Annotated in this window: 25 protein-coding genes and 3 pseudogenes; 20 read left to right on the plus strand and 8 right to left on the minus strand. The window is 61.2% G+C overall.

The genetic code is table 11. The annotated features are described in order from the left end of the window. The first annotated feature begins 2 nt into the window (after positions 1–2). Genes SB753_RS02590 through hpxZ form a run of 3 tightly spaced genes read left to right on the plus strand, consistent with a single transcriptional unit; the run spans position 3 to position 1989 of the window. A complete protein-coding gene (locus SB753_RS02590) occupies positions 3–194 on the plus strand; it encodes a DUF4089 domain-containing protein (RefSeq protein ID WP_087754915.1) in 192 nt (63 codons plus the stop codon). Continuing rightward, complete coding sequence (locus tag SB753_RS02595; RefSeq protein WP_410798813.1) at positions 191–1612, plus strand: AtzE family amidohydrolase; 1422 nt, start codon at positions 191–193, stop codon at positions 1610–1612. Before SB753_RS02590 ends, SB753_RS02595 begins: the two co-directional genes overlap by 4 nt. Continuing rightward, on the plus strand, positions 1609–1989 hold the full coding sequence (gene hpxZ, locus SB753_RS02600) for an oxalurate catabolism protein HpxZ (protein ID WP_088173771.1): 381 nt from the start codon (positions 1609–1611) through the stop codon (positions 1987–1989). Before SB753_RS02595 ends, hpxZ begins: the two co-directional genes overlap by 4 nt. Positions 1990–2210: 221 nt before the next feature. Here hpxZ and SB753_RS02605 read toward each other — a convergent pair. Beyond that, positions 2211–2609, minus strand: a pseudogene (locus SB753_RS02605) (GGDEF domain-containing protein); the annotation flags it as partial. On the opposite strand from SB753_RS02605, the gene SB753_RS02610 reads away from it, so the two are divergent. The 4 genes and pseudogenes from SB753_RS02610 (at position 2493) to SB753_RS02625 (ending at position 4681) form a co-directional block, all read left to right on the plus strand. Beyond that, positions 2493–3278 carry a hypothetical protein gene (locus SB753_RS02610; protein ID WP_410798815.1) on the plus strand — a complete coding sequence of 262 codons (786 nt, stop codon included), beginning with the start codon at positions 2493–2495 and terminating at the stop codon, positions 3276–3278. The pseudogene SB753_RS02605 and the gene SB753_RS02610 overlap by 117 nt on opposite strands. 349 nt (positions 3279–3627) lie before the next feature. Continuing rightward, positions 3628–3834: pseudogene (locus SB753_RS02615) on the plus strand (hypothetical protein); the annotation flags it as partial. 253 nt (positions 3835–4087) lie between these two features. Continuing rightward, complete coding sequence (locus SB753_RS02620; protein WP_087754404.1) at positions 4088–4321, plus strand: hypothetical protein; 234 nt, start codon at positions 4088–4090, stop codon at positions 4319–4321. 126 nt (positions 4322–4447) lie between these two features. Continuing rightward, on the plus strand, positions 4448–4681 hold the full coding sequence (locus tag SB753_RS02625) for a hypothetical protein (protein WP_020070439.1): 234 nt from the start codon (positions 4448–4450) through the stop codon (positions 4679–4681). Between the two features lie 298 nt (positions 4682–4979). Here SB753_RS02625 and SB753_RS02630 read toward each other — a convergent pair whose 3' ends face one another. Further along, on the minus strand, positions 4980–5747 hold the full coding sequence (locus tag SB753_RS02630) for an SDR family NAD(P)-dependent oxidoreductase (protein ID WP_410798817.1): 768 nt from the start codon (positions 5745–5747) through the stop codon (positions 4980–4982). 237 nt (positions 5748–5984) lie between these two features. Further along, positions 5985–6779, minus strand: a complete 795-nt coding sequence (locus SB753_RS02635) for an alpha/beta fold hydrolase (RefSeq protein WP_410798819.1) — start codon at positions 6777–6779, stop codon at positions 5985–5987. A gap of 113 nt (positions 6780–6892) precedes the next feature. Here SB753_RS02635 and SB753_RS02640 point away from each other — a divergent pair, with 113 nt between their 5' ends. The 6 genes from SB753_RS02640 to SB753_RS02665 all read left to right on the plus strand — a co-directional run bounded on the left by SB753_RS02640 (position 6893) and on the right by SB753_RS02665 (position 11895). Continuing rightward, positions 6893–7801, plus strand: coding sequence for a LysR family transcriptional regulator (locus SB753_RS02640; RefSeq protein ID WP_410798821.1), 909 nt, complete (start codon positions 6893–6895; stop codon positions 7799–7801). A 346-nt stretch (positions 7802–8147) separates the two neighbouring features. Further along, positions 8148–8999, plus strand: a complete 852-nt coding sequence (locus SB753_RS02645; protein ID WP_020070852.1) for a transporter substrate-binding domain-containing protein — start codon at positions 8148–8150, stop codon at positions 8997–8999. A 13-nt stretch (positions 9000–9012) separates the two neighbouring features. Further along, complete coding sequence (locus SB753_RS02650) at positions 9013–9729, plus strand: amino acid ABC transporter permease (RefSeq protein ID WP_087751210.1); 717 nt, start codon at positions 9013–9015, stop codon at positions 9727–9729. Positions 9730–9740: 11 nt separating this feature from the next. After that, on the plus strand, positions 9741–10385 hold the full coding sequence (locus SB753_RS02655; protein ID WP_410798823.1) for an amino acid ABC transporter permease: 645 nt from the start codon (positions 9741–9743) through the stop codon (positions 10383–10385). Further along, positions 10382–11134 carry an amino acid ABC transporter ATP-binding protein gene (locus SB753_RS02660; protein WP_410798825.1) on the plus strand — a complete coding sequence of 251 codons (753 nt, stop codon included), beginning with the start codon at positions 10382–10384 and terminating at the stop codon, positions 11132–11134. Before SB753_RS02655 ends, SB753_RS02660 begins: the two co-directional genes overlap by 4 nt. Before the next feature lie 11 nt (positions 11135–11145). Next, entirely contained in the window at positions 11146–11895 is a 750-nt protein-coding gene (locus SB753_RS02665) for an IclR family transcriptional regulator (protein WP_410798826.1), read from the plus strand. A gap of 110 nt (positions 11896–12005) precedes the next feature. Here the strand turns inward: SB753_RS02665 and SB753_RS02670 are convergent, their stop codons facing one another. Continuing rightward, positions 12006–13466: an efflux transporter outer membrane subunit gene (locus SB753_RS02670; RefSeq protein WP_410798828.1), complete on the minus strand. Its 1461-nt coding sequence runs from the start codon at positions 13464–13466 to the stop codon at positions 12006–12008. A 76-nt stretch (positions 13467–13542) separates the two neighbouring features. Between SB753_RS02670 and SB753_RS02675 the strand changes: the two genes are divergently transcribed. From SB753_RS02675 to SB753_RS02695, 5 genes and pseudogenes are all read left to right on the plus strand, one after another. Beyond that, positions 13543–14163 (plus strand): TetR/AcrR family transcriptional regulator, encoded by a 621-nt coding sequence (locus SB753_RS02675; protein WP_410798829.1) that lies wholly within the window; start codon positions 13543–13545, stop codon positions 14161–14163. 83 nt (positions 14164–14246) lie between these two features. Next, positions 14247–15362 carry an efflux RND transporter periplasmic adaptor subunit gene (locus SB753_RS02680; protein WP_410798831.1) on the plus strand — a complete coding sequence of 372 codons (1116 nt, stop codon included), beginning with the start codon at positions 14247–14249 and terminating at the stop codon, positions 15360–15362. Continuing rightward, on the plus strand, positions 15359–18496 hold the full coding sequence (locus SB753_RS02685; RefSeq protein ID WP_410798833.1) for an efflux RND transporter permease subunit: 3138 nt from the start codon (positions 15359–15361) through the stop codon (positions 18494–18496). Before SB753_RS02680 ends, SB753_RS02685 begins: the two co-directional genes overlap by 4 nt. Positions 18497–18527: 31 nt before the next feature. After that, a pseudogene (locus SB753_RS02690) lies at positions 18528–18659 on the plus strand (short-chain dehydrogenase/reductase); the annotation flags it as partial. A 74-nt stretch (positions 18660–18733) separates the two neighbouring features. Continuing rightward, complete coding sequence (locus SB753_RS02695) at positions 18734–19267, plus strand: MarR family winged helix-turn-helix transcriptional regulator (RefSeq protein WP_410798834.1); 534 nt, start codon at positions 18734–18736, stop codon at positions 19265–19267. 71 nt (positions 19268–19338) lie between these two features. Here SB753_RS02695 and SB753_RS02700 read toward each other — a convergent pair whose 3' ends face one another. The 3 genes from SB753_RS02700 to SB753_RS02710 all read right to left on the minus strand — a co-directional run bounded on the left by SB753_RS02700 (position 19339) and on the right by SB753_RS02710 (position 22694). Further along, positions 19339–20463, minus strand: a complete 1125-nt coding sequence (locus SB753_RS02700) for an aminotransferase (protein WP_410798836.1) — start codon at positions 20461–20463, stop codon at positions 19339–19341. 104 nt (positions 20464–20567) lie between these two features. After that, on the minus strand, positions 20568–21812 hold the full coding sequence (locus tag SB753_RS02705; protein ID WP_410798837.1) for an NAD(P)/FAD-dependent oxidoreductase: 1245 nt from the start codon (positions 21810–21812) through the stop codon (positions 20568–20570). A 93-nt stretch (positions 21813–21905) separates the two neighbouring features. Next, entirely contained in the window at positions 21906–22694 is a 789-nt protein-coding gene (locus SB753_RS02710; RefSeq protein WP_410799606.1) for a transporter substrate-binding domain-containing protein, read from the minus strand. Positions 22695–22930: 236 nt separating this feature from the next. Between SB753_RS02710 and SB753_RS02715 the strand changes: the two genes are divergently transcribed. Further along, positions 22931–23902 (plus strand): ornithine cyclodeaminase family protein, encoded by a 972-nt coding sequence (locus SB753_RS02715; protein ID WP_410798838.1) that lies wholly within the window; start codon positions 22931–22933, stop codon positions 23900–23902. 121 nt (positions 23903–24023) lie between these two features. Beyond that, complete coding sequence (locus SB753_RS02720) at positions 24024–24668, plus strand: PAS domain-containing protein (protein WP_204521571.1); 645 nt, start codon at positions 24024–24026, stop codon at positions 24666–24668. A 40-nt stretch (positions 24669–24708) separates the two neighbouring features. On the opposite strand, the gene dhaK is transcribed toward SB753_RS02720, so the two are convergent. After that, on the minus strand, positions 24709–25698 hold the full coding sequence (gene dhaK / locus SB753_RS02725) for a dihydroxyacetone kinase subunit DhaK (RefSeq protein ID WP_410798840.1): 990 nt from the start codon (positions 25696–25698) through the stop codon (positions 24709–24711).

Here is a 25698-nt window from a genome sequence, read left to right on the forward strand (position 1 = left end):
TCATGTCCTCTTCTTTCGACACCGCACTCGAGCGCTACGTCGACGCCGCGCTCGCACTGCATTTCCCGGTGCTTCCCGCCGAAGCCGCCGCGCAGGTGAAAGCCCAGTTCGCGCGCATCGCGCAGCTTGCAGCACCTGTCCTTGCCTATCCCGTCGACACGAATGACGAACCCGCTCCGGTATATCGCCCATGACACCCTCTAGCAGCGGCGCGGAAAGCGCCCTCTCCATTGCGCGGGCGTACGCCCAAGGTGCGTTCAGCGCACGCGAGTTGATCGAAGCGACGCTTGCGCGTATCGACGCCTACGACACGCAGGTCAACGCATTCACCACCGTCACGCGTGAACGCGCACTCGCCGAAGCCGACGCGCTCGATGCCCGCCGCGCCAGCGGCCACAACTTGCCGCCGCTGGCAGGCGTTCCGTTTGCGGCGAAGAATCTGTTCGACATCTCGGGGGTGACGACGCTTGCCGGTTCGCGCGTGCTGGCCGGCGCACCGCCCGCCGCGGCAGATGCGACTCTCGTCGAACGCCTTTGCGCGCAGGGGGCGATCCTCGTCGGCGCGCTCAATATGGACGAGTTCGCATACGGCTTCACGACCGAGAACCATCACGCTGGACCGTGCCGCAATCCGCACGACCTGACGCGCACGGCGGGCGGCTCGTCGGGCGGCAGCGCGGCGGCCGTCGCGGCAGGGTTCGTGCCGCTCACGCTCGGCACCGACACAAACGGCTCAGTGCGCGTGCCGGCTTCGCTGTGCGGCGTGTTCGGCGTCAAACCTACCTATGGTCGCCTGTCGCGGCACGGCACATGGCCGTTCGTCGCGAGCCTCGATCACATGGGCGCTTTCGCGCGCACCGTGGACGACCTCGCGGCCGTCTACGATGCGCTGCAAGGCACGGACGCGCTCGACCCGGCCTGTGCGCAGCGCGGCTTCGAATCCGTGGACACCCGTCCGGGCCCGCTACGCGTTGCGCGTCTCGGCGGCTATTTCGACACCTACGCAAACGATGATGCGCGCGAAGCCTCGCACGCCGCCGCGAATGCGCTGTCGGCCACGCACACCGTCGAGTATCCGGACGCCGACGCAGCACGCGGTGCAGCGTTTCTGATCACTGCCGCTGAAGGCGGTCAACTGCACATGGAAAACCTGCGCACGCACTATGGCGCTCGCGAGCCGTTATCGCGCGATCGGCTGATCGCGGGTGCGCTGCTGCCCGCCGCGTGGATCGTGCAGGCGCAGCGCGTGCGCGCGGCGTTGCGGCGCCGTGTGCTCGAACTCTTCGAGCGTTATGACGTGTTGATCGCGCCGGCCACGCCTGTCGTTGCGCCACGCATCGGCGACGAGTTCATGGAGGTCAACGGCGAGCGGCTCGCGGTGAGGCCCAATCTGGGCATGCTGACGCAGCCTGTTTCATGTCTGGGCTTGCCTGTCGTTGCGGCCCCCATGCGAACCCGCGGCGGACTGCCTGTCGGCGTGCAACTGATCGCCGCGCCCTGGCGCGAAGATCTCGCTTTCGAAGCGGCGCGGCGTCTCGAAGCCGCACAGCTTGCCGTGTCTCCTCCGCCGCCGTTCAGCGAGTTGGCCGCCCATGCGGGAGCGCAGCGATGAACGACATCAACAGGCCCGACGTGCTCGCCGAAGTCAACGCGGCCTTCGACATCTATGAGCAGGCTCTCGTCACCAATGACGTCGCCATGCTCGACACGCTGTTCTTCGATTCGCCGCACACGCTCCGATACGGCGCGACGGAAAACCTGTACGGGTACGACGCGATCCGTGCATTTCGCGCCGCGCGCCCCGGCAAGGGGCTAGCGCGGACTGTCGTGGCGCGTGTCGTCACTACGTATGGCGATTCGTTTGCGGTCGCCAACATCGAGTTTCGGCGCGATAACGAGCCGCGTGTCGGCAGGCAGAGCCAGACCTGGATCAGAACGCAGGAGGGATGGCGCGTGGTGAGCGCACATGTCAGCTGGATGGACGCGTAGCTGTTGCAGGGAGCCGGCTTCGTGATCGACTGGCGCGAGATGTTGCCGACTCCTGCCCCTCGGTGCGGTGTTTGGCCGTAGCTGGGTCCGATGCCGCCCATCCGTGAGCGATAGAAGCACCCTCTAAACCGGACGCCTGCCCATCCCGTCAAGCAACTATCCGCCTGAATGTTGTTCCGCCCTTCCGTCTTCGCACGATATAGCAGCTTGTCCGCAGCAGCGATGATGGCTTCTTCTGTGACATCTGCGTCACCGGATGTGAGATCCACCGCCAGTACCCCGAAGCTCGCCGTGACTGCAACGCTCTGTCCGCCAACTTCGATCGGCGTTTGCGCGCAAGAAAGCCTCAAGCGCTCGGCAAGACGCACCGCGTCCGTCTTGTCCATTTCAGGCAGCAACAGCAAGAACTCCTCGCCACCGTAGCGAACGACGCAATCGACCTGCCGACGAACACAGTTGTGGAGGACCGCAGAGCAATTCTGTAAAACAGCGTCTCCGCACAGGTGGCCGAACGTGTCGTTGATGGATTTGAAGTGGTCGATGTCGCACAGGATGACGGCGAACGAAAGCCTGTGGCGCTGTGCCCGCTTGAGTTCAGTCGGAAGAAGAACACCATGCAAATGGCGCCGGTTATAGCACCCGGTCAGATGGTCCTTCATTGCCTGATCAGTCAAAAGCGCTCTCACGCGATATTCATCCCGCCACAGTCGATGGTAACGGCGCGCCGCCACCAGCCCGAAGCTGTTTGTCAGCAGAAGCAACATGGACATGGTCAGCATGTCGGAGAACCTGAGCGTCAACATGCTCGAGACGACGATGATGAAGAGCGCCGTCGCGGAAAAGGCAATGGTCTGCGAGACGATCAGCCGGTTCGGAATGAAGACATAGACAACGATCAGCATGATGCTGAAGGACATCGCATGCCAAGGTATCTCGCCGGGCCGATGCTGCACGATGAGCATGAACGTACCCATCCCGACGATCTCAGCGGCAGTTGCGGCGAGCTGAAGCACTGCACTCGATGCCGGCCGCGTGCGCGCCAGATACAGCCCGGTCATCGCGGTGACCGCAACGAACATCCGGGCGAAAAACAACAGCAGCGTCTCGCTCGTATAACCGAGAACACTGGCATCGGTCAGAGCGAACGCCAGGTAGAAGAAGGAACAAAAAACAAGCGTCGTACGCAATGTTGCCTGATTGCGTGGCAAGTGATGAGCCTGGAAATTCCGTTCGACATCTTTGTTTCGAAACTCCACTCGCAGCGGGTGAATATCGAATTCAGCCGGTAATGGGGCAATGATATTTTTCATGTCTTTTTTACTTACCGATGGCGCGATAGCACTTTAAGGCATTTTGCCGATCGCCGTCGGGCGGATTCGGAAAGCTTTGCCCATTCGCTACAGAGCCCGGAAGGAGCGCCGCTCGTGGTCGGCGACCGCGTGCGCCCTTGATCAGGTGATCCTCCTCAATCTGCTTGACGATACGATGACGTATGCGGTCGTCGGACGGCCGCATACGTCATCGATGTTTCATACCGGTCGATGCAGCATCGCGAGCGCTATCGAACACGCGAGGCAGCGCTTGCATCTGCTCGAACAGTCCGAACGTGAGCGCACCGAAGAAGCCTCTGAAGCAACGGCGGTATTAGCGCTGCGTGACTTCGCCGAGGACATGAAGGCGTCGGGGTTTGTTGCGGATGCGCTCGCGCGGTGCGGGATTGCGGGAGCGTCGGTTGCGCTGGCGTGCGGCTCGGGAACGTCGTCCTTCGACACGATCGGCAAATGCAATTGTCCCTTGTGTGCCGTCGGGGCTGACGAGTCCCCGTCATTCAAACAATGCGCTTGAATGGGCAGCCGTTCACTCAAGGCAGACACTCAGCCAAAACGTGTTTGCTATCCCACGACACCTTTTGCTGCCTCGCGACCCGCAACCGCATTAAATACCTCGCGGGCGATTTATTTTTCCTTTATATTCAGATACTTATGCGAGTGTTGGCAGCTCAGCAGGTTCACGTTGGCACACCCTATGCAAATACTCCTGTGAGCGCGACAAATAGTGCTCTTCCATCCAGACCGAAGACCCTCACAGGAGATTTACCATGAGCTCACTGACCATCAAAGACATCGCCCACACCGAAGAACTTTCCGCCAAGGCTCTGTCCGCTGTACGCGGCGGCAGCAACTACAACGCAGGAAACCTCAACCTTGCCTACGGTGGCGGCTTCGCCAGCCCGGGCGTCGTGGTCGCACCCGTCACGCAGACGGACACGTACACGAAAGTCGAGATCCCGACGATCCAGAACTTCGGCGGCCTGCAGTTTGCCAAGGCGTAAGTTAAGCGCCGCGGAGAGTCGCGCTGACAGCGGATGCCGTTCGATCCCGTCGAGGTGCGCTCTCCCCGCTTGCACGTCGAACCACACTCGTTAAACCGAAACTGAAACAGCCCCAGGAGACCTACCATGACCTCACTGACCATCAAAGATATCGCCCATACCGAAGAACTGTCCGCCAAGGCCTTGTCCGCTGTACGCGGCGGCAGCAACTACAACTTCGGCAACGCCAATGTTGCCTATGGCGGCGGCTTCGCCAGCCCGGGCGTCGTAGTGGCACCCGTCACGCAGACTGACACGTACACGAAAGTCGAGATCCCCACGATCCAGAATTTCGGCGGCCTGCAGCTTGCCAAGGCGTGAGTCCACGGATTGGGAGTCGTAATCCCGGATCGCATGACGGATGCACTGCAGTGTCTGACAGCTTCATACAAGGGAAGCGCAGTGGCAAGACCAGGCGGTTGGTCCAGCCATTGTAGTTCGTTATCCTTCCGAATTCTCGGGACTTGTCACCGAGGTTCGGATCTCGGAGCCCGCCGGCCACTCCGCCCGGCGGGCTCTTTTCACGCGCTTTCAGTCAGCACGCGTTGGCACTCTTACCCGTTCGACGCTTTCCGAAATGCACGCGGCATTCGGATAGCACTCAGCTTGGCAGCCCGCTTCAGGCAATCCATCCACCGTCCACAGTCAGGCTCTCGCCGGTCGTATAGCCTGCTTCCGGGCTGGCAAGATAAGCTACGGCCGCCGCGATTTCCGCCGGCTTGCCGAAACGGCCCACGCTTGCGAGCTTCGTCATGGTTGCGTGATCTTCAGTGCCGGGCTGCGGAGCAAGTTCTGTGTCGATCGGACCAGGCTGCACCGCGTTCACGGTCACGCCGTATTTGCCGACTTCGCGGGACAACCCGCGAGTGAAGCCTCTGAGAGCGAACTTCGACGCTATGTAGAGCGTCACGCCAGGTAGCGGCGCGGCTTCGCCAAAGGCCGAGCCCACGTTGATAATGCGTCCCCAGCCCGCCGCCGCCATTCGTGCCGCCGCGTCTTTTGCCAGCTCAATCGGCGCACGAACATTCAGGTTGAAGTGCGTGTCGTACGACGTTTCGGAAGACTCGAGAAACGGTCCATACTCGACCGTGCCTGCGTTATTCACGAGGATGTCGAGCCGCCCCTCAAAGCGGCCACCGAACGCACCGTTCAACGAATCGATCAGTGTTTTGACGCCTTCCGGCTCCGACAGGTTGGCGCCCACAGCTTGAGCCTCGCCGCCGGCATCGCGGATCTCCTTGACGACCGCTTCGGCCCGCGCCTGACTTGACGCATAGTGAACGATCACCGATGCGCCGTCATGCGCAAGACGTGCCGCAATGGCTGCGCCGATTCCGCGCGAAGCGCCCGTAACGAGGGCGAGTTTGCCTTTCAGAGCTTGGGTCATGGTTTTCCTCAACAGATAGGTTTGGAAGCGATCCTCTCGCCTGGACGGCCGAAAGGTACTGCTGCATGAGAGCCAATGATTTCGTGCATTGGTTGATACGTATCCTCCGCTCGCGCGACCTCACGCGGAAGTAGCGGGCGGGGAATAGCTCCTATTCCTGCTGCGAGGGAAAGACCCCGAGCGCCGACGCCTTCGTGGTCGTCATGATGCTGTTCCCGTCAATCGTCGTCGACACGGTCACACGACAAGCTCATCTACGACTGCCTTAACGAAACCGGCAATGATTTGCGCTACCTCTTTCGGAGCTTCCAGAGGCGACAAATGCCCGGTTTCGGGGATAACCTGCATGGCCGCATGAGGGATGCGAGTGAGCAGTTCAGCCTGCAATGTTGCGATGCGATCGACCTGGTCAAGCTCGCCCGAAATGACAACCGTCGGCACGTTGATCGACGCGACTTCTTTTGTAATGTCTTCGCTCATGGCGACGTTGGGCCATGCCGCCTTGGCCTGCGGCGCGCCTCTCAGGCTATCGTCAATCACCTGTGCCCGGAGTTCCTCATCAATCGTCCTGGACGTGAGCACGTGATCGATTACAAACTCGACTGACTCACGGGATTGATACGCGCCTGCCAAAGTTGCACGCGCCTCTTCGGTAAGCAAAGTCGGAGACGGAGGCGACGGCGCAACGAGGACCAGACCTATCAGCCCGGCTGGCCGTCTGGACGCGATGAGTTGCGCTACCTTGCCGCCCATCGAATGTCCGACCAACACATAACGCTGCAGACCTAACGCTGCAATCACACCCTCGGCGTCGTCGGCAAGGTCTGCGATCCGGTAACCGGTTGCTGGTGCAGAGGAACGGCCCCAGCCGCGGTGATCAGGCGCGACGACACGGTAGTGATCCGACAATTCGTCAGCAACCCGATCCCATGTCCGGGATGAGCCGCCGTAGTAATGCAGGAAAACCAGCGCCACGTTGCCACTGCCACGCAGCGACACATGAATTCGCGTGCCGTTCGTTTCGATGTCCATTTCGAGCCTCTCTCTGTTTCGGAATGTACAAATCGTAGATTCAAACCCGTAGCTTGATAATTCCGTGTTCCGTACGTACAGTCGATAACGTGATTATCGAATTGGGATGGCGAATGGACCGATTGACCAGTCTTGGTGTTTTCGTTGCCGCCGTGGAGGACGGCAGCTTCGCCGCAGCCGCGAGACGTTTCGGACTATCGGCAGCCATGGCGGGAAAGCATGTCAGTGCGCTGGAGACGGAACTGAACGCGCGGCTGTTTCATCGCACAACGCGCCGCCTGAGTCTTACCGATACGGGGCAGAGATACTACGAACGCTGTAAGCGCATTCTGGAGTCTTTCGACGAAGCAAACCGCGAAGCAAGTGACTCACAGGTCGCTGCGCGAGGCGTGCTGCGCGTTGCGGCTCCCGTCACTTTTGGCGCGATGCATTTGGGTGCGGTCGTCGGACGCTATCTGGACGATCATCCCGAAGTGAATGTGGAAATACAGCTTGAAGATCGTTATATCGATCTGATCGATGCCGGCGTTGACGTGGCGATCCGTATTGGACGCCTGCGCGACGAGGGTCTCGTGGTGCGGCGTCTCGCGCCTTGCAAAATGGTCGTGTGCGCTTCGCCTGCCTACCTGAAGCGACACGGAACGCCGCGGACACCCGATGATCTTCGTCGCGCGCAGCGCCTTGCATTCAGCGAAGCTGTGTCGACAGGTGACTGGACTTTGTTCGACGCAAAGAAACGCGCGCATTTGATCGATGGTCCTTGCAGAATGGCTGCCAACAACACTCAAATGCTGCTCGCCACCGCAGTTGCAGGAACTGGAATCGCGTATGGCCCCACGTTTGTGTTTGGCGAGCATATCCGCCGGGGCGAACTGGTCGCGCTCTTACCGAAATATCATGCTGCTGAACTTGCAATCCAGGCGGTGTACCCGAGCGCGCGGCGCATACCGGAGAAAGTGCGCCGCTTTGTCGATTATCTGGCAGAAGCGTTCGGCGACGAGCCACCTTGGGACCAGCGATGAAGGAATTAGCACCGCGGCGAGTTCTCGAAAGAATCCGGTCGCAGAAGGAAACCGTGTCGTTGTCGGCCCGCGCTGCGCAACGCATCGTCGGCCGCGCAAAAAATCGTCAGGCTCCCTAGACGATCACGCGAACGCGATGGTTAGCTAGCCCGACAAAATTCCAGAAGCAATAAGGGTTCGGGCCGCTTGCGCGGCCCTTTTTAGCGTCCAACACTGGGCCATCAATCCGGCTCGCCAGATAACTGTCCGGTATATCGGACGACCTAGTGCTTCGACGGTAAATGTCGCGAACGCGAGGCCACGCTGGGAGCGGTTCTCAGACCAACCCCTCGATCAGGACCTGAACATGAAGCTCGCCACCAAGGGCGCCAAGGCCGCCTTGCTGTTTGCCGCAACCGCTGTGAGCGGACTGCTCGCGCTCTCCGCCTGCACGAAAGTGGCGACGCCCGAGCAGGGTCCAGCGGCGGCGGCGCCTGCATCGACGCTTCAAGCCGTGCTTCAGCGCGGCACGCTGCGCGTCGGCGACTGCCTCACGTTCGCGCCGTTCGGCTTCTACGACAAAGACGGCAATGCGGACGGCTATGACGTCGACCTTGCCAAGGAACTGGCGAAGCAAATGGGCGTGAAGCTCGAAGTCGTGAACACGACTAGCGCGAACCGCATCCCGAACCTGCAGACCGCCAAGGTCGATGTCGTGTTCTGCAACTTCACGCGCAACCTCGAACGGGCGAAGGTCGTCGAATTCACGTCGCCGTACGTTGTCGCGAGCGAAGCGATGCTCGTGAAGAAGAGCAGCGGCATCCAGTCGGCGAAGGACATGAACGGGCGCACCATCGCCACGGTGAAAGGCTCGACCAACGGCGACGAAGTCCGCTCGATGGGCATCCCCGTCAAGATTCAGGAATACGACAGTTCGCAGGCGGCCATTCTCGCCGTCAAGCAGGGCCAAGCCGATGCGATGATCGAGGACAACAACTTCCTTGCGTATCAGGCGAAGCTCGATCCGGAACTGACCGTGACGAACGAAGCACTCGTGCCGCTCGAGTACAACGCGTTCGGCGTGAAAGCCGGCGACCAGGCGTGGCTCAACTATCTGAACCTGTTCCTGTTCAACATCAATGCATCGAAGCTGAATGCGCAGTTGTACAAGAAGTGGTTCGGCGTCGATCCGAGATATCCGCTCAATCCGCAGTTCTGAGGCGGAGGCGCAGATGAGCTATCAATGGCTGACGCTATGGGGCTACGTCCCCGAGTTTCTGAAGGCCGGCTGGCTGACCTTGCAGGTCACGTTGCTGTCGTTCGTGCTGGCGCTCGCGCTCGGTCTGATCGCGGCGCTTGCCAGCATGTCGCCGTCGGCCATCGTGCGGTTCATCGCGAGAGCTTACGTCGAAGCCATTCGCAATACGCCGGTGCTGCTACAGATTTTCATCGTGTTCTTCGGCTTGCCGTCGATGGGCATTGCGCTCGATGCATATTGGGCCGGTGTCATCGCGCTGGGCGTGAACGTGGGCGCGTATCTGTCGGAAGTGTTTCGCGCGGGCATGCAATCGGTGCCGCGCGGACAGATTGAAGCAGCCGGCATTCTTGGGCTGGAACGCGGGCAGATCTTCAAGGAGATCGTGATGCCGCAGGCAGCGCGTGCGGTGTATCCGGCCATCGTCAATTATCTGATTCAGTTGTTGCTCGGCACTTCGCTGTTGTCGGCAATTGCGTTGCCCGAACTCACCGGCACCGCCACCGTGATCAATTCGCGCACGCTCCTGTACGTCCAGACGTTTGCGGTCGTGCTCGTCGCGTATCTGGTGCTGAGCAATGTGCTGTCGTGGATTGCCAGTCAACTCGGCGCACGCATGTTTCATCCGCCGCTCATCGTGAGGCCGGGTGCGCGTTGGGCCGGATTCACGCTGCGTCGTGCGAACCGTGCATGAGGGATTGAGTCATGTCACTCGAACTGCTGAAAAACAGTCTGTCAATTCTGCTGCAAGGTCTCCTGACGACGCTGCTCCTATCGATCGCGGCGATCGTCGGGAGCACGCTCATCGGCCTGCTCGCTGCGGTGTTGCGCTCGTTCGGGCCGTGGGGCACGGACCGGATCGCGAAGCTCTATACGGAGTTGTTTCGCGGTACGCCCGTACTCATCACGCTGATGTTCATCTACTTCGGCGTCTCGTACTTCGGCTATGCAATCGATGTCTTTGCCGCGGGCGTGATCGGGTTGAGCGTGTATCAGGGCGCGTATATCGCGGAAGTTTTTCGCGCGGGCATCGAGTCAGTGCCGAAGGGACAGTGGGAAGTCTCGCAGATTCTCGGCTTATCGCGCACACAGACCTTCACTTCGGTCGTGTTACCGCAGACCGGACGCATCGTGTTGCCGCCGCTCGTCGGGCAGTATTTGTCGCTCATCAAGGATACGTCGATCGTCAGCATGATCGGCATGTCCGAACTGATGCACGGTGGCCAGGCGATCGTGGATCGCGTCGGCAAGCCGGTCGAGATTTACGGACTCGTCGCGCTGATCTATTTCGTCGTGTGCTTCCCGCTTTCGCAATGGGTGCGCCATCATGACCGCCGGAGACTCACGTGAGCGATTCCATTCAGAACAAACCCGTCATTTCGCTGTCGGGCGTGAGCAAGTCATTCGGCGCGACGCGCGTTCTCAACGACATCAATCTCGACGTGCGCGCAGGCGAAGTACTCGTGTTGATCGGCGCATCCGGTTCGGGCAAGAGCACGGTGCTGCGCATCATGGCCGGACTGGAGACGGCGGACTCCGGCGAAGTGTGGGTCAACGAAGTGCCCCTGCACGATCCGAAGCGCGCGCGAGAAATTCGCGGCCACGTCGGCATGGTGTTTCAGCAGTTCAACCTGTTCCCGCATAAGACCGCGCTCGGCAATGTCACCCTTGCGCTGATCAAGGCGCGCGGCATGTCGCCCGCCGATGCCCGCAAACGCGCAATGGATTCGCTCGACCGCGTGGGTCTCGCGGATCGCGCATTGCATTATCCGAGCCAGTTGTCGGGCGGACAGCAGCAGCGTGTCGCGATTGCGCGGGCACTTGCGGTCGAACCCGGCATCATGTTCTTCGATGAAGCCACGTCCGCACTCGATCCCGAACTCGTCGGCGAAGTGACGGAAGTGATGCGCGGCCTCGCGCGCGACGGCATGACGATGGTCGTCGTGACCCATGAAATGGGCTTTGCGCGCAAGACGGCGGATCGCGTCCTGTTCATGGACAAGGGCGTAATTGCAGAGCAAGGCGACCCGGAGCAGATCTTCGTCAACCCGTCGAACGAACGCACGCGGCAGTTTCTCAGCCGTGTGCTCGATCATTGAAGGGTGAACGAATGGCAGTAACGGAATCGTCGCGCGCGCGAGGCGTGGACCGTGTCATCGATATCTTCAGAAAGCTGCATCAGGCGCAGCGGCCCATGACGATGCGCGAGCTAATCGAAGCGACCAGCTCGCCGCGTTCGAGCATCTACGAACTCGTTGCCATTCTCACCGAAGTGGGCTGGCTCGAAACATCGGCGGACGGCAATGTGTTCTTCGGGCGCGAGATGCATTACTACGGCTCGGACTACGCGACGCACAACGACCTCATCAGCCGCGCGCATCAGTCTATTCTCGCGCTCGTTCGCAAGTACGACGAGACCACGCAGTTGTGCATGCTCGAAGGGAACAAGTACTCGGTCGTGTTATCGGAGAACAGTGCGCGGCCGTTCAACATCAGCTCGGATATCGGCGTGCGTGTGCCGATTCCATGGACCGCGACCGGACGCCTGCTGCTCGGTCACATGAGCGCCGACGCCATCCGCGCCCTCATTCCTGCAGATGACTTCGTGCTCGACAACGGCGTGCGCATCGATTTCGACGAATTCATGCGCGATGTGCAGAACGCGAAAGCACGTGGCTATTGCTGCACGGAAGGCCTGTCCAACGCGTTCCGGCTTTGCATGGCCGCGCCCGTTCGCGACCGCGCGGGCATACCGATCGCGGCGCTGTGCTTCATGACGGGCCGCGACACAGATCCCGACCGCCGTCAGTCGATGCTGGAGGATCTACTTCAGTCGGCGCAGGCGCTTTCGCATCGCTGATATGGATGCACGGCTTCAGCGTGTCGGTGAGCTGGAACACGAGAACGCGGCGCTCAAGGGGGCCTTTTGCAAACGGAAGTGCCGACTGCAGCCCGCTGGCAGCGGTAGTCCTATCGGCTTGCAACGGCCCCCGGATCGGTAGGTTGCCACCCTCCTCCGAGCGCCTTGAACGCGGCAACCGCTGCGCGTGCCGATTCCGTTTGCGCCTGCACGCGCGCATCCGACGCGCGTAGCAGGTTGTCGTCGGCCTGCAGGACCTCGATCAGGCTGACGACACCTTTTTGGTAGGCCGCAAACGAGGCGGCTCGCGCCCGGCCGAGCGAGTTCACACCTTGCGCGAGAACGGCGGCCTGCTCCTCGCGCTTCACAAGTGCAGAGAAAGAATTCTCGACGTCCTCCGTTGCGTGCAATGCGGCAAGCCGGTATGCGGCGAGCAACTCGGCGTCCTGTCCTTTGGCTGCATTGATCTGCGCATTGATGCGCCCGAAGTCGAACAGACGCCAGCGCAGACCCAGCACGCCAGCGCCCTGACTGGCGCCGCTACTGAACAGGTTGCCGCTGGCCACCGAGGTGGCGCTCCCAATCAGTCCACTGAGCGACAGCTTGGGGTAATACTCAGCGATTGCCACGCCGATACGCGCGTTCGATGCAGCGAGGCGCCGCTCGGCCACGATCAGATCGGGGCGACGCCTGAGCAACTCGCCTGGCGATCCGGTGTCTGCGATTCGCGGAGCGGCCGGAATATCGCCGCCTTCGAGGAGTTCCGCCCGATGCGTGCCGGGCTGTGCACCCAGCATCACGTCCAGCGCGTTCATGGCCGCATCGAGACCGGCCTCCAGCACCGGGATCGATGCCTTCACCTGCGCCAGCGCGCCTTCTGCCTGGCTCACCTGAAGATCGGCCGCCAGCCCCTTTCCGTACAAAAGGTTGATGGTCGAGAGCAAATCCTGCTGCGTCTGCAACTGCTTGCGGGCCACCTGCAGACGAGCCTGCAATCCGCGAATCGTGATGTAGATGTCGGCAGTCTGCGCTGCCACAGCCAGGCGCGTGGCCGCTTCGCCCGCCTCTGAAGCCTGATAGTCGGCAAGTGCCGCTTCCCGCCCGCGGCGCAGGCCGCCAAACACATCCAGTTCCCAGCTCGCGCTGAGATTGGCTTCGTAGTCGTTGCCGTAGCGATCGAAACCGGGCGTTGAATTCAGGACACGTCCCAGCGGAGTTTCAACCGACTGGTAGACCCGGGCCGCCTGGCCGCTGACATTGCCAGAAGGCAGCAGCGCCGCATTCGCTGCCCCGAGTCCCGCGCGCGCCTGCGAGACGCGCGCGGCGGCTTGCGCGAGGTCCAGGTTCTGCTCCAGCGCGAGCGTAATGAATCGTGCGAGTTGCGGATCGCCGAAACCCGTCCACCACGTGATCAAGTCTGCACTCCCGGCTGCCTGGCGGTGATCTACCGCGGCCTGGCCCAGGAAATGGTCCGGCATGGCTACATCAGGCCGGCTATAGTCGGGACCGACAGCGCAGCCCGCCGACAGGCTGGCAGCAATGAGCGCGGCGAGGAGATGTTTGGGTAGCATGAGCGTCTCTGCGTGATTCTGACTGTGACTATAATACCAAATAGTCACTAGTTGTCCATTCCTGTATGCTTAGTCCATGAAAAACACTCCCACGCCTTCCGCAGTTCCCGCGCGCGGCCCGGCTGATCACGAAGTACGGGACCAGATCGTTGCCGCCGCTACCGAGCACTTCAGCCGGTATGGCTACGAGAAAACAACGGTCTCCGACCTTGCCAAGGCAATCGGTTTTTCCAAGGCCTATATCTACAAGTTCTTCGAGTCCAAGCAGGCCATTGGCGAGATGATCTGCATCAACTGCCTGCGCGAAATCGAAAGCGAGGTGCGTGCAGCCGTCGCAGAGACCGATCTGCCGCCTGAGAAGTTACGACGGATCTTCGAGGTCTTTACCGATGCGAGCCTCAGGCTGTTTTTCCGGGACCGCAAGCTCTATGACATCGCGGCGTCGGCCGCCACGGAAAACTGGCAGGCCGTGCAAGCCTATGAAGCGCGTGTTCAGCAGTTGCTCCAGGAAATTCTGCAGGAAGGCAGGCAAAGCGGAGACTTCGAGCGCAAGACACCATTGGACGAAACCGCAATGGCGATCTATCTGGTATTGCGCCCTTACCTCAACCCGTTGCTTCTGCAGCACAACCGCGACACCACCGATGTCGCGCCTGCACAGCTGTCCAGTCTGGTACTGCGAAGTCTGTCGCCCTGACGCGATCGCTAGCTGTGACTCTTGACTTAATTGGTCACTAGAACCAGAATGAAGTCCTTCATCACCTCACCGATGGGACTTTCATGTTCTCGCGTCGCCTCGCCACTTCCGCACTCGCCTGTGCGCTGCCGTTTGCGCTAGCGGCCTGCGGCGAAAAAGCACCGCCCGATCCGCGCACCGAGGTGCCGCTGGTGCGCACCGCCATCGTCCAGCGCGCCGTGCCCGCGTACCGCTCATTCACGGGGACCGTCGCGGCACGCGTCCAAAGCGACTTGGGTTTCCGTGTTTCCGGCAAGGTGCTGGAGAGACGGGTGGACGCCGGCCAAACGGTCAGGCGCGGCCAGCTGCTGATGCGCCTCGACCCCATCGATCTCAAGCTGGCCGCACAGGCCCGGCAGGAGGCGGTCACCGCTGCGCGGGCGCGAGCGCAGCAGACCGCGCAGGACGAGGCGCGGTATCGAGACCTGCGCGGCACGGGTGCGATTTCGGCTTCGGCCTACGACCAGGCCAAGGCGGCCGCCGACGCAGCCAAGGCGCAGCTCAGCGCGGCCGAGGCTGACGCCGACGTGGCGCGCAATGCGACGGGCTACGCCGATCTCGTGGCAGACGGCGATGGCGTCGTGATGGAAACGCTGGCCGAACCGGGCCAGGTCGTCAGCGCCGGACAGCCCGTGCTGCGACTGGCCCACGCGGGCCGCCGCGAGGCTGTGATCCAGCTTCCGGAAACTCTGCGTCCCGTCATCGGGTCGGTCGCCCAGGCGGCCCTGTTCAGCGACAGCGGCGCCAGCGTGCCAGCCACGCTGCGCCAGCTCTCGGATACGGCAGATCCGCGTACCCGCACCTTCGAAGCGCGTTACGTGTTGCAGGGTGCGCTGGCCGACGCGCCGCTAGGCGCGACCGTCACGATCGAGATACCGGACGCACGTGTGGCGCTCCAGGACGGCATGCAGGTGCCGATCGGCGCGGTGCTCGACGCGGGCAAAGGGTCCGGCGTGTGGGTCGTCAACGGCGAGCCGGCCAAGGTTGCATGGCGGCCGGTGACGGTCCTTCATCTGGGCGACGACAGTGCGCGCGTGTCCGGTAAGTTGGAGCAAGGCGATCGCGTCATTGCCCTCGGTGCCCATTTGCTGCGCGAAGGCGAGCAGGTGCGCGTGTCCGGCCAGGCCGTCGCGATGGCGAACGAAGGAGCACGTCCGTGAGCGAAGGCCGATTCAATCTCTCGGCGCTCGCCGTGCGCGAGCGTTCCATCACCCTGTTCCTGATATGCCTGATATCGCTGGCCGGGCTCCTGTCGTTCTTCAAGCTGGGCCGCGCTGAAGACCCGGCGTTCACCATCAAGGTGATGACCATCGTCAGTGTATGGCCAGGGGCCACCGCGCAGGAGATGCACGATCAGGTCGCCGAGAAAATCGAAAAGCGGATGCAGGAGTTGCGCTGGTACGACCGCACCGAGACCTACACGCGGCCCGGCCTGGCGTTCACAACGCTGACGTTGCTCGACAGCACACCTCCGTCGGAAGTGCAGGAGGAGTTTTACCAGGCCCGCAAAAAAATCGGCGACGAGGCAGCCAACCTTCCGGCTGGCGTGATCGGCCCGATGGTCAACGACGAATACGCGGATGTCACGTTTGCGCTTTTTGCACTGAAGGCGCGGGGCGAACCGCAACGGCTGCTCGTGCGCGATGGCGAGACGCTGCGCCAGCGGTTGCTTCACGTGCCGGGCGTGAAGAAGGTCAACATCATTGGCGAGCAGGCCGAGCGCATCTACGTCCAGTTCTCGCATGACCGGCTGGCAACGCTCGGCGTCAGCCCTCAGGACGTGTTCGCCGCGCTCAATGGCCAGAACGCGCTGACGCCGGCCGGCTCGGTGGAGACCAAAGGTCCGGAAGTGTTCATTCGCCTCGACGGCGCCTTCGACAACCTGCAGAAGATCCGCGACACGCCGGTCGTCGTGCAGGGCCGCACGCTGAAGCTGTCGGACATTGCCACCGTCGAGCGCGGTTATGAAGATCCGGCGACATTCCTGATCCGCAACAACGGCGAACCCGCGCTGCTGCTCGGCATCGTCATGCGCGACGGCTGGAATGGGCTCGATCTCGGCAAGGCACTGGACAGCGAGGTCAGCGCAATCAACGGCGGGCTGCCGCTGGGCATGAGTCTGACGAAGGTCACCGATCAGGCCGTCAACATTCATTCGGCGGTCGACGAGTTCATGCTCAAGTTTTTCGTCGCCCTGCTAGTGGTCATGTTCGTGAGCTTCGTGAGCATGGGCTGGCGCGCGGGCCTCGTGGTTGCCGCCGCCGTGCCGTTGACGCTGGCCGTCGTGTTCGTGGTGATGGCCGCGACCGGCAAGAACTTCGACCGCATCACCCTGGGATCCCTGATCCTGGCGTTGGGCCTGCTGGTGGACGACGCGATCATCGCTATCGAAATGATGGTGGTGAAAATGGAGGAAGGCTACAGCCGTGTGGCCGCCTCTGCCTATGCCTGGAGCCATACTGCCGCACCCATGCTGTCGGGCACGCTGGTGACGGCGGTCGGCTTCATGCCCAACGGTTTCGCGAGGTCCACCGCAGGCGAATACACGAGCAACATGTTCTGGATCGTCGGCATTGCACTGATCGCATCGTGGGTCGTGGCCGTGGTCTTCACGCCCTATCTCGGCGTGAAGATGTTGCCCGACTTCAAAAAGGTCGAAGGCGGGCACGACGCAATCTATGACACGCCGCGCTACAACCGCTTCCGTCAGGTGCTCACGCGCGTCATCGCACGCAAATGGCTGGTCGCCGGTTCGGTCGTTACCCTCTTCGCCCTGGCCATCCTCGGCATGGGCGTGGTCAAGAAGCAGTTCTTCCCGATCTCCGACCGTCCCGAAGTGCTGGTCGAAGTGCAGATGCCCTACGGCACATCGATTTCACAGACCAGCGCCGCCTCGCAAAAGGTGGAGGCATGGTTGTCCGGACAGAAGGAAGCCAGGATCGTCACGGCTTACGTCGGGCAAGGTGCGCCGCGCTTTTTCCTGGCCATGGGACCGGAACTGCCCGATCCATCGTTCGCGAAAATCGTGATCCGCACGGACAGTCAGGAGGAACGCGATGCATTGAAGGCGCGACTGCGTCGAGCCATCGCCGACGGTCTTGTTCCCGAAGCACGCGTGCGCGTCACGCAACTCGTGTTCGGGCCGTATTCGCCGTTCCCGGTCGCCTATCGCGTCACCGGTCCGGACCCGGACAAGCTGCGTGGAATCGCGGCTGAAGTTGAGCGGGTGATGCAGGCAAGTCCGATGATGCGCACGGTCAATACCGACTGGGGCACGCGCTCACCAGCGTTGCATTTCGTCTTGCAACAGGACCGCTTGCAGGCGGTGGGACTGACGTCCAGCGCCGTCGCACAACAGTTGCAGTTCCTGCTCACCGGCACACCTGTCACTGCGGTGCGTGAAGATATCCGTACCGTGCAGGTGATCGCCCGTTCGGCCGGCGATGTGCGTCTCGACCCTGCACGGCTCGGCGACTTCACGCTGGCCGGCGCGAACGGGCAGCGTATTCCGCTGTCGCAGGTGGGTAAAGTCGATGTACGCATGGAGGAGCCGATCTCGCGTTGGCGAGACCGTGTGCCGACAATCACGGTACGCGGCGACATTGCCGACAACCTCCAGCCACCGGACGTCTCAACGGCTATCACCACGCAGCTTCAGCCGATCATCGCGAAGCTTCCCAGCGGCTATCGCATCGAGCAGGCGGGCTCCATCGAGGAATCGGCCAAGGCCACGACCGCCATGTTGCCGCTGTTTCCGATCATGCTGGCTATCACGCTGGTCATCATCATCTTTCAGGTGCGTTCGATCTCCGCAATGGTGATGGTGTTCATGACGAGCCCACTCGGCCTGATCGGCGTAGTGCCGACATTGATCCTGTTCGGGCAGCCGTTCGGCATCAACGCACTGGTCGGACTCATTGCGCTCTCGGGCATCCTGATGCGCAACACACTGATCCTGATCGGGCAGATTCACCAGAACGAAAATGCCGGACTCGATCCGTTCAATGCGGTCGTCGAAGCCACTGTGCAGCGCGCGCGCCCGGTGATCCTCACGGCGATGGCGGCGATCCTGGCCTTCATCCCGCTGACGCATTCGGTGTTCTGGGGAACCCTCGCTTACACGCTGATCGGCGGCACGTTCGCCGGGACGATTCTCACACTCGTATTTCTGCCGGCCATGTTCGCGATCTGGTTCAAGATCCGCCCCGGCAGCGCTGCGAGTGCGCACAAGAGCCGGGATCACCTGTCATCGCGTTATGAACCGATAACGCAGGATGCAGTCGACGCGCGTTAAACAACCATCAGTTCACCAAACGGAGTTGTTCATGTCGAATTCCACGGTCGTCGTTGTGACCGGCGTGTCGTCGGGTATCGGACGCGCCACCGACGAACAGTTTGCGAGGCGAGGTTGCCGCGTGTTTGGCACATTGCGCCGCTTTATGCGCTCCGGCCCCGTCGACGCCAGCTTGAGGAAGACATTCGGGCTCGCGTGATGTCCTCTTTTTGTCGCAAGATGGCCGGAATCGCAGATATGGAAAGTCAGAATTGCGAGTCGTCGATGCCCGCAATCGCAGAGATCTCCGCGCTCGCGCTCAATCACTTTTTCGCCCAGCGCGCAATGCGCGCATTCGGGGCTCATTTCGACGAAGCACTGCGGCATACGGACGTCAACGCATCGCAGTTCTGCATGCTCGCTTTGCTACATCTGCGCGAACCACTCGTTTTCGGCGACATGGCAGCGCAACTGGAAATGGACCGATCAAGTCTCTCGGCCAATCTGGCGCCGTTGTTCCGCCGCGGTCTTGTCGCCGCTATTGCCCACGAAGGAGATCGACGGAAACGCCAGCTCGTCGTGACGACCGAAGGCCGAAAAGCCGTAGCTTCAGCAATGATCCCCTGGATGCGTGCCTATCAGGACACCTTTGCGTTTGTGCGACTGATCGATCTCGATTCAATGCGCGATCATTTTCACGTGGTTCGGGATATGAAAACGCTCGACAACGTGAACGACGCCAGCGGCGCTTCTGCTTGCCCGGAACCTCGGCTGCTGCTGCGCATTGACTAGCCCAGTCATTTGGGCTCGCATGTCATGGGGCCCCACGGTCACCGAGGTGCAATCTAGCGCACCTCGCCAACTCAATGACTCTGACCAGCGAGAAATTCCGACAACCTACCGAGCCCCGCTTCTAGCACGCTGCGGTTATTGGCGTAGCCAAGCCGCACGTAGCCTTCCATGTCGAGTGCGCTGCCAGGTGTCAGCATTACACCCGTCCGCTCGATCAACGCGGTGCAAAACTCGCGTGACGACATGGGCAGGTCATACTTCAGAAGTGCAGTCGTTCCCGACCTTGGCTTTAGATAACTGATAGCAGGTTCTTTTGCGATCCAAGCGTCCACGATAGCAAGGTTCGTCCGCACAATGTCCTGGTTGCGGGCAAGAATGGCCGCGCGATTCTCCAACGCGATCGATGCAAAATGATCGTCGATCATCCCCACACTAATGGTGTTGTAGTCCCGATGTATCGCTACCGCGCGGATAAGATCCTTCGGCCCGGCGATCCAGCCGAGACGCAGTCCGGCGAGCGAATACGTCTTCGACATACTGCCCGTGCTGATGCCGCGCTCGTAGAGGTCGGCCATCGACGCCGTATAGCCGCTCCCTTGCTGATCCGTGCCGCGATAAACCTCATCGCACAAAACATACGCGCCGCACGAGCGCGCGATGTTTCCCACCTCTGTTAGAAATTTCTCGTCCATCAACGAACCGGTGGGGTTGTTAGGATTGTTGATCGCGATCAGCCGTGTCCTGTCATTCACCAGACTGCGCAGTTCCGCGAGATCAGGAAGAAAGCCGTTCTCTTCGCGCAGCTTCAAAATGCGTACATCAGCACCGTAGCTTTCCGGAATCGAGTAGTGCTGCTGATAAGTGGGCAGCACTGAAATCACGGTGTCCCCCGGTTCGACCAGCGTCTCGTACACCAACGCGTTTCCGCCGATCGCGCCATGCGTCACGATCACATTCTCGGGTGACTGATGGTCGTACATTGTCGAAATTGCTTCGCGCAAGCGCGCCGACCCTTCTATCGCGCCATAGGTGAGCTTCAGCGAGCGCAACTCGTCCAGGATGCTGTCCTGCTTGTGTGCAAGCGTGAGCAACTGATCGACCGTCAGCGACTCGACGCACGTCTCCGCAAGGTTATAGGTGCATTTCGTTTCATACTCATCCATCCACCGCTCAACCCCGAAATCCTTGATCTTCATCTCATACTCCCAGGACATACATGGAATTGCCGTTTCACCGAAAGCGGTAAAACGATCAGGACATCTCGCCACGCCGCCCGTCGCAGCGAAGCGTTTTCATAGCGCTAACGACTGAACCGTTCGACACGGAACGGATGCGGATCTGCAAATGTCGGTTCCCCGGTCATCATTTCCGCTAGCAATCGCCCAGTCGCGGGGCCGAGCGTCAGCCCGTGGTGGTTGTGTCCGAAGGCAAACCAGAGCCCGGTGTGACGCGGTGCGCGTCCGATAACAGGACGCATGTCGGGCGTGCAAGGCCGCAGGCCGAGCCACGGACTGTCATCGAGCCGCTCGCCGAGACCGAAGCTCGGCCGCGCAAAACGTTCCGCCCTTCCAAGCTGGATGCCCGTCGGTTCCGCGTCGCGTCGCGCGATTTCCACTCCGGTGGTCAGCCGCAGACGCCCTTCCATCGGCGCCACTACATAGCCCTGCTCTGCGTCGACGAACGGCATCGATAGCATGGGTCGGGTCGGGCGGTAATGCATGTGATAGCCGCGCTTCACGCGAAGGGGGATGCGATAGCCAAGCGGCGCGAACACGCAGTCCGACCACGGACCGAGCGCCACCACGGCTTCCTTTGCGCTGATTCGCCCCGACGTTGTCTGGACCGTCCATGCGCCCGCTTGTCCGCTTAGCGTGGCAGCGTCTCCAGCAAGGACCACTCCGCCGCTCGCTTCGAAAAGGCGTGCGTAGCCCTTTGTCAACGCGCCGGGATTGACGACGCTCATCGGGTCCTGCCAATGCAGCGCACCACAAAATCCGCCAACCGCGCCCGGTTCCCGCGCGGCGAGCGTCGCACCATCGAGCACTGAAACGCGCAAACCGTAGCTACCGGCGGTGGCCTCGGCCACCGCGGCTTCGCGCGCCAATCTTGCTGGCGTGCGATAGGCGTCTATCCAGCCCGTAGCGCGCACGAGATGCTGAAGCTCTGCACGCTTGATCAAGCGCTCATGTTCCGTGACGCTTCGCTCAATCAACGGCAACATGTCCCGCGCGGCAGCCATCAATCGCTCGGCGGAAGACTCCCACCAGAAACGCGCAAGCCACGTTGCGAAATGCGGCACCGCACGGTAGTCCCAGTACAGGTCGGTCGAACGATTTTTTGCGATGCGCAGCAACGTTCTGAGGTCCCGAGGGAAACCGTACGGAACCACGGCGGCCCGCTCAATCAGCCCCGCGTTGCCGAAGCTGGTCTCTTCGCCGGGAGCGCGCCGGTCCACAAGTGCCACGCGGCGGCCGCGGTCCTGAAGATGTAGCGCGCACGACACGCCCACTATCCCCCCGCCCAGCACGATGACGTCGAAATCCATAGGGTTGCTTTAGTGTCCCTGACGGCGCACGGCGAAAGATTCGTGCACCTGGCAGCGGGCTGCGCGATGACCTTCCGCCGGCTCGTCGATGCGTTATTTAGCGATGATGTCCTGCTTGAAGTACTTCTGCGAAAGACTGCTCAACGTGCCGTCTTTCTTCAACGCATCAAGCGCGGCATCGACTTTCGCGACCAACACCTTGTCGCCCTTGCGAAGGCCCCAACCGGTGCCTTCTCCGAGAGTAGCAGGATCGCTCAGCGGCTTGCCGACGATCGCATACTCGTGGCCTGCGGGCTTTATGAGGAATCCATCCTGCACCGTTTGTGCTTCCTGAACCGCGGCGTCGAGGCGTCCGGCAACGAGATCGGCGTAGACCTGATCCTGGTCCGCATACGGAACGACGGTCACGCCGGCAGGCGCCCAATGACGCTTCAGGAAGTCTTCCTGTGAGGAGGCCTGCAGCACGCCAACACGTTTGCCCTGCAGACTCTTCGCGTCCGGCAGCAAGCCGGATGCGCGTCGGGCCACCATCACGATCGGCACGACGTAGATCGGTTTCGTGAATTCAATCGACTGCTTGCGCTTCTCAGTGATGTTCATCGCGGAATTGATCACATCGAATTTTCGCGCTTGCAATGCCGGGATCAGTCCATCGAACGCGTTCTCGACCCACACACACTTCATGCCCAGCTTTGCACAAACTGCATTGCCCACATCGACGTCGAAGCCTTGCAGTTGTCCAGTGGGGGACTTGCTTTCAAACGGCGGGTAGGCCGCCTCTATTCCAAAGCGCAGGGTTTCCTGGCTCTGGGTGGTAACCGTGCTCAGAGAAGCTGCGGTGGCAGCGACAAGGAGAAGTGAGAGCTGGAGCTTCCGGAACATGAGAGGTCCCCTGTGTGGTCGGGCGGCGACGGTTGACTGCATGGACAACGGCCGATAGGCCTGGTTTGAGACATCGGATGAAGCGGCAGGATCGTCGCCTCACACTTGCTCTGGAATGACAGTCTATTCTGGACAAACAGAAAATCAAGTGTTTTCTAAAATAAAAGTCCAGTCTGGACGTTTTGACTTAGAATGCCTTCATCGCCGACCCCGGCAACATTGCGGAGCGCAAGTCAATGAGCATGTCAGATAGAGGGTTACCCCTGATCGTCGATCAACACGCAGTGCTGGAAGCACTGCCTTATCTCGGCGTGCGCAACGTGCTTGCACGCATGTTTCGCGCGCTTGGCAGTGACATGGCCGTGCAACCGGAGCAGACGCTGACTCCGTTTCCGCAAGGCGCCGGTGACTTCATTACCTACCTGGGCGTGATGGCGGATGCGAAGGTGTTCGGTGCAAAGCTCTCGCCGTACATCGTCACGCAGGCGAAGCCCGTCATCACCGCATGGACGGCCCTGATGTCCATGGAAACGGGACAACCGATGATGTGGTGTGACTCGGGCCTGCTGACGGTGGAGCGCACAGCCGGCGCAACGGCACTGGCTGTCGAACAGCTTGCCAGCGGCACGGCGACACGCCTTGCGATCATTGGTTCGGGCGCGGTAGGACAGGCTCATTTGCGCCATCTCGCACCGGTCAGGCCGTGGGAGTCGATTCGAATCTTTTCGGCGGAGCTTGCCAGCGACACTGCGAAGTGTGCGCAGTTGGCGGCGCTCGATCAGAGAGTCGCCATTTGTGAACGAATTCAGGAGTGTGTCGCTGCCGCTGACGTGGTTGCGCTGTGTACATCCTCCGGCGCACCGGTTCTGCACGAAAGCATGCTGGACAAGCCAGCGCTTATCACGTCTATCAGTACCAACGTCGCGAACGCTCACGAAGTCCCACCCGCCTGGCTTGCCAGCATGGACGTCTACTGCGACTACCGCAACACCACACCCTCGAGCGCGGGCGAGATGAAACTGGCCGCTGAACACCATGGCTGGCGTGCCGAATCGATTGTGGGTGATCTCGCGGAACTGATGTGTGGCAAGGCCGCCAAGCCATCGTACCGAAAGCATGCGTTCTTCCGCTCGATCGGTCTGGGCCTTGAAGACGTCGCCATTGCCTATGAACTCTTTACGTACCTGAATGAGCGAGCTCGCGCGTAAGCGGCTGCCAAATGAAGACGATGAAGGCACCTGCTCGCTGGAATGATGGGGGCGCCCATCGTGGCAAAATGCGGACTCTGTGCCCGTGCGAATCTTGAGAAAATTGCGAGCAGTCACCCAAATGCGAAAAACTAAGACAACGGCCAGCCGTCGGCTACTCCTCGATCGATACAGTCGCGTTGCTGATGGCATTGCCCTACTGTTCTTTCCATACGTCGAGATCGTCATTCATGACCTCGCTAGCCAGACGGTCGCCTACATCGCCAATAACCTTTCAAAGCGCGAACTGGGCGACGACTCTGCACTGGAAGAAATCGATCACTCAGCGGACTCCGGTACGGTCGGTCCCTACGAGAAAACCAATTGGGACGGGCGGCGGATGCGCTGCGTGAGCACCGTCCTGTTCGACGACGCCGGAACTGCTGTTGGCATGATGTGCGTGAACTACAACATCTCCGTGTTTGAAGACGTCAAGAGTGTCATAGATCGCGTGATTTCCGGCGCCGGCGTGGTTAAACAGCCCGAAGAACTATTCAAGGACGACTGGCAGGAGCGCATCAACACTTTCCTTCACGCGTGGCTTCAGGAGCGCCAGCTGGCACTCAATTCCCTGACTCGAGACCATCGCCGCGAGATCGTTGAGGCGCTGTGGGCGGAAGGAGCATTCAAAGGTAAAAGCGCGGCCAACTACGTCGCGAATGTGCTGGGGATGGGACGTGCTACCGTCTACCAACATATCAGGGACTTGCGAGGCGCGGCGGCTTGAAGCGACCACAAAGCGCGGCGGCTCGCGCCGCCGCCCGGTGTTACACGCCCCATCTCAGCGCCGGCGTATGCACCGCGCTGTCCCAATGCTTCGTCATCTGTTCGTCGAGCATGCAAAGCGTGATTGAAGCGCCGGCCATCTCGAGCGACGTGGTCAGCGACCCAACCTGCACACGGGCGATTTTCAGATCGCGCTTTTCGAGCCACGCGCGCGTCGAATTGAAGAGCAGATAAAGCTCGCCAAGCGGCGTACCGCCAAGGCCGTTCACCAGCACCAGCAAGCCCGCGCCCGCAGCCGGCTTCAGATCGTCCACTATCGCGGTGAGCAACTCCGCCGCGATCGTATCGGCGGACGCAAATTTCGCACGCCGCCTGCCCGGCTCGCCATGTATGCCGACACCGACTTCGATTTCATCGTCGCCGATCTTGAAGGTCAGCGTGCCGGCTGCCGGCACCGTGCAACTGGAGAACGCAACGCCCATCGAAGCCGTACGTTTGTTGATGCGATCGCCAAACGCCTTGCATTCGTCGAGGCTCGCGCCGCTTTCCGCGAGGCTGCCCACCAGCTTCTCGACGATGACCGCGCCCGCAACCCCACGGCGCCCGGTCGTATAGCTGGAGTTCTCCACCGCAACGTCGTCGTTGATCAGGACCATCGCGTTGGGCACCTCGGACATCTCCGAGGCCATTTCGAAGTTCATCAGATCGCCCGAATAGTTCTTCACGATGAACAGCACGCCCGCGCCGGTATCGACGGCCTTGGCGGCAGCCATCATCTGGTCGGGTGTCGGCGACGTGAATATCTGGCCTGGGCATGCGGCGTCGAGCATGCCGTGGCCGACAAATCCCGAATGCAGCGGTTCGTGCCCGGAGCCGCCGCCCGAAATAAGCGCGACCTTTCCCGGCTTCAGGTCCTTGCGCCGCACGAACACCGGTTCACGATTGAGTACGACCAGGTCGCTATGCGCCGCGGCGAATCCCGCCAGGCTCTCGGCGAGAAAGTCGTCCACATGATTGATGAATTTTTTCAT

Source organism: Paraburkholderia sp. SIMBA_053, from assembly GCF_046534895.1.
GTDB classification, from domain to species: Bacteria; Pseudomonadota; Gammaproteobacteria; order Burkholderiales; family Burkholderiaceae; genus Paraburkholderia; species Paraburkholderia caledonica.

Coding starts and splice junctions, on each gene's coding strand:
- SB753_RS02720 (WP_204521571.1), top strand. CDS start 24,024: ATGCGAAAAACTAAGACAACGGCCAGCCGTCGGCTACTCCTCGATCGA.
- SB753_RS02620 (WP_087754404.1), top strand. CDS start 4,088: ATGAGCTCACTGACCATCAAAGACATCGCCCACACCGAAGAACTTTCC.
- SB753_RS02700 (WP_410798836.1), bottom strand. CDS start 20,463: ATGAAGATCAAGGATTTCGGGGTTGAGCGGTGGATGGATGAGTATGAA.
- SB753_RS02710 (WP_410799606.1), bottom strand. CDS start 22,694: ATGTTCCGGAAGCTCCAGCTCTCACTTCTCCTTGTCGCTGCCACCGCA.
- SB753_RS02705 (WP_410798837.1), bottom strand. CDS start 21,812: ATGGATTTCGACGTCATCGTGCTGGGCGGGGGGATAGTGGGCGTGTCG.
- hpxZ (WP_088173771.1), top strand. CDS start 1,609: ATGAACGACATCAACAGGCCCGACGTGCTCGCCGAAGTCAACGCGGCC.
- SB753_RS02635 (WP_410798819.1), bottom strand. CDS start 6,779: ATGGACATCGAAACGAACGGCACGCGAATTCATGTGTCGCTGCGTGGC.
- SB753_RS02665 (WP_410798826.1), top strand. CDS start 11,146: ATGGCAGTAACGGAATCGTCGCGCGCGCGAGGCGTGGACCGTGTCATC.
- SB753_RS02645 (WP_020070852.1), top strand. CDS start 8,148: ATGAAGCTCGCCACCAAGGGCGCCAAGGCCGCCTTGCTGTTTGCCGCA.
- SB753_RS02655 (WP_410798823.1), top strand. CDS start 9,741: ATGTCACTCGAACTGCTGAAAAACAGTCTGTCAATTCTGCTGCAAGGT.
- SB753_RS02670 (WP_410798828.1), bottom strand. CDS start 13,466: ATGCTACCCAAACATCTCCTCGCCGCGCTCATTGCTGCCAGCCTGTCG.
- SB753_RS02625 (WP_020070439.1), top strand. CDS start 4,448: ATGACCTCACTGACCATCAAAGATATCGCCCATACCGAAGAACTGTCC.
- SB753_RS02675 (WP_410798829.1), top strand. CDS start 13,543: ATGAAAAACACTCCCACGCCTTCCGCAGTTCCCGCGCGCGGCCCGGCT.
- SB753_RS02715 (WP_410798838.1), top strand. CDS start 22,931: ATGAGCATGTCAGATAGAGGGTTACCCCTGATCGTCGATCAACACGCA.
- SB753_RS02650 (WP_087751210.1), top strand. CDS start 9,013: ATGAGCTATCAATGGCTGACGCTATGGGGCTACGTCCCCGAGTTTCTG.
- SB753_RS02595 (WP_410798813.1), top strand. CDS start 191: ATGACACCCTCTAGCAGCGGCGCGGAAAGCGCCCTCTCCATTGCGCGG.
- SB753_RS02630 (WP_410798817.1), bottom strand. CDS start 5,747: ATGACCCAAGCTCTGAAAGGCAAACTCGCCCTCGTTACGGGCGCTTCG.
- SB753_RS02590 (WP_087754915.1), top strand. CDS start 3: ATGTCCTCTTCTTTCGACACCGCACTCGAGCGCTACGTCGACGCCGCG.
- SB753_RS02680 (WP_410798831.1), top strand. CDS start 14,247: ATGTTCTCGCGTCGCCTCGCCACTTCCGCACTCGCCTGTGCGCTGCCG.
- SB753_RS02695 (WP_410798834.1), top strand. CDS start 18,734: ATGGAAAGTCAGAATTGCGAGTCGTCGATGCCCGCAATCGCAGAGATC.
- SB753_RS02640 (WP_410798821.1), top strand. CDS start 6,893: ATGGACCGATTGACCAGTCTTGGTGTTTTCGTTGCCGCCGTGGAGGAC.
- dhaK (WP_410798840.1), bottom strand. CDS start 25,698: ATGAAAAAATTCATCAATCATGTGGACGACTTTCTCGCCGAGAGCCTG.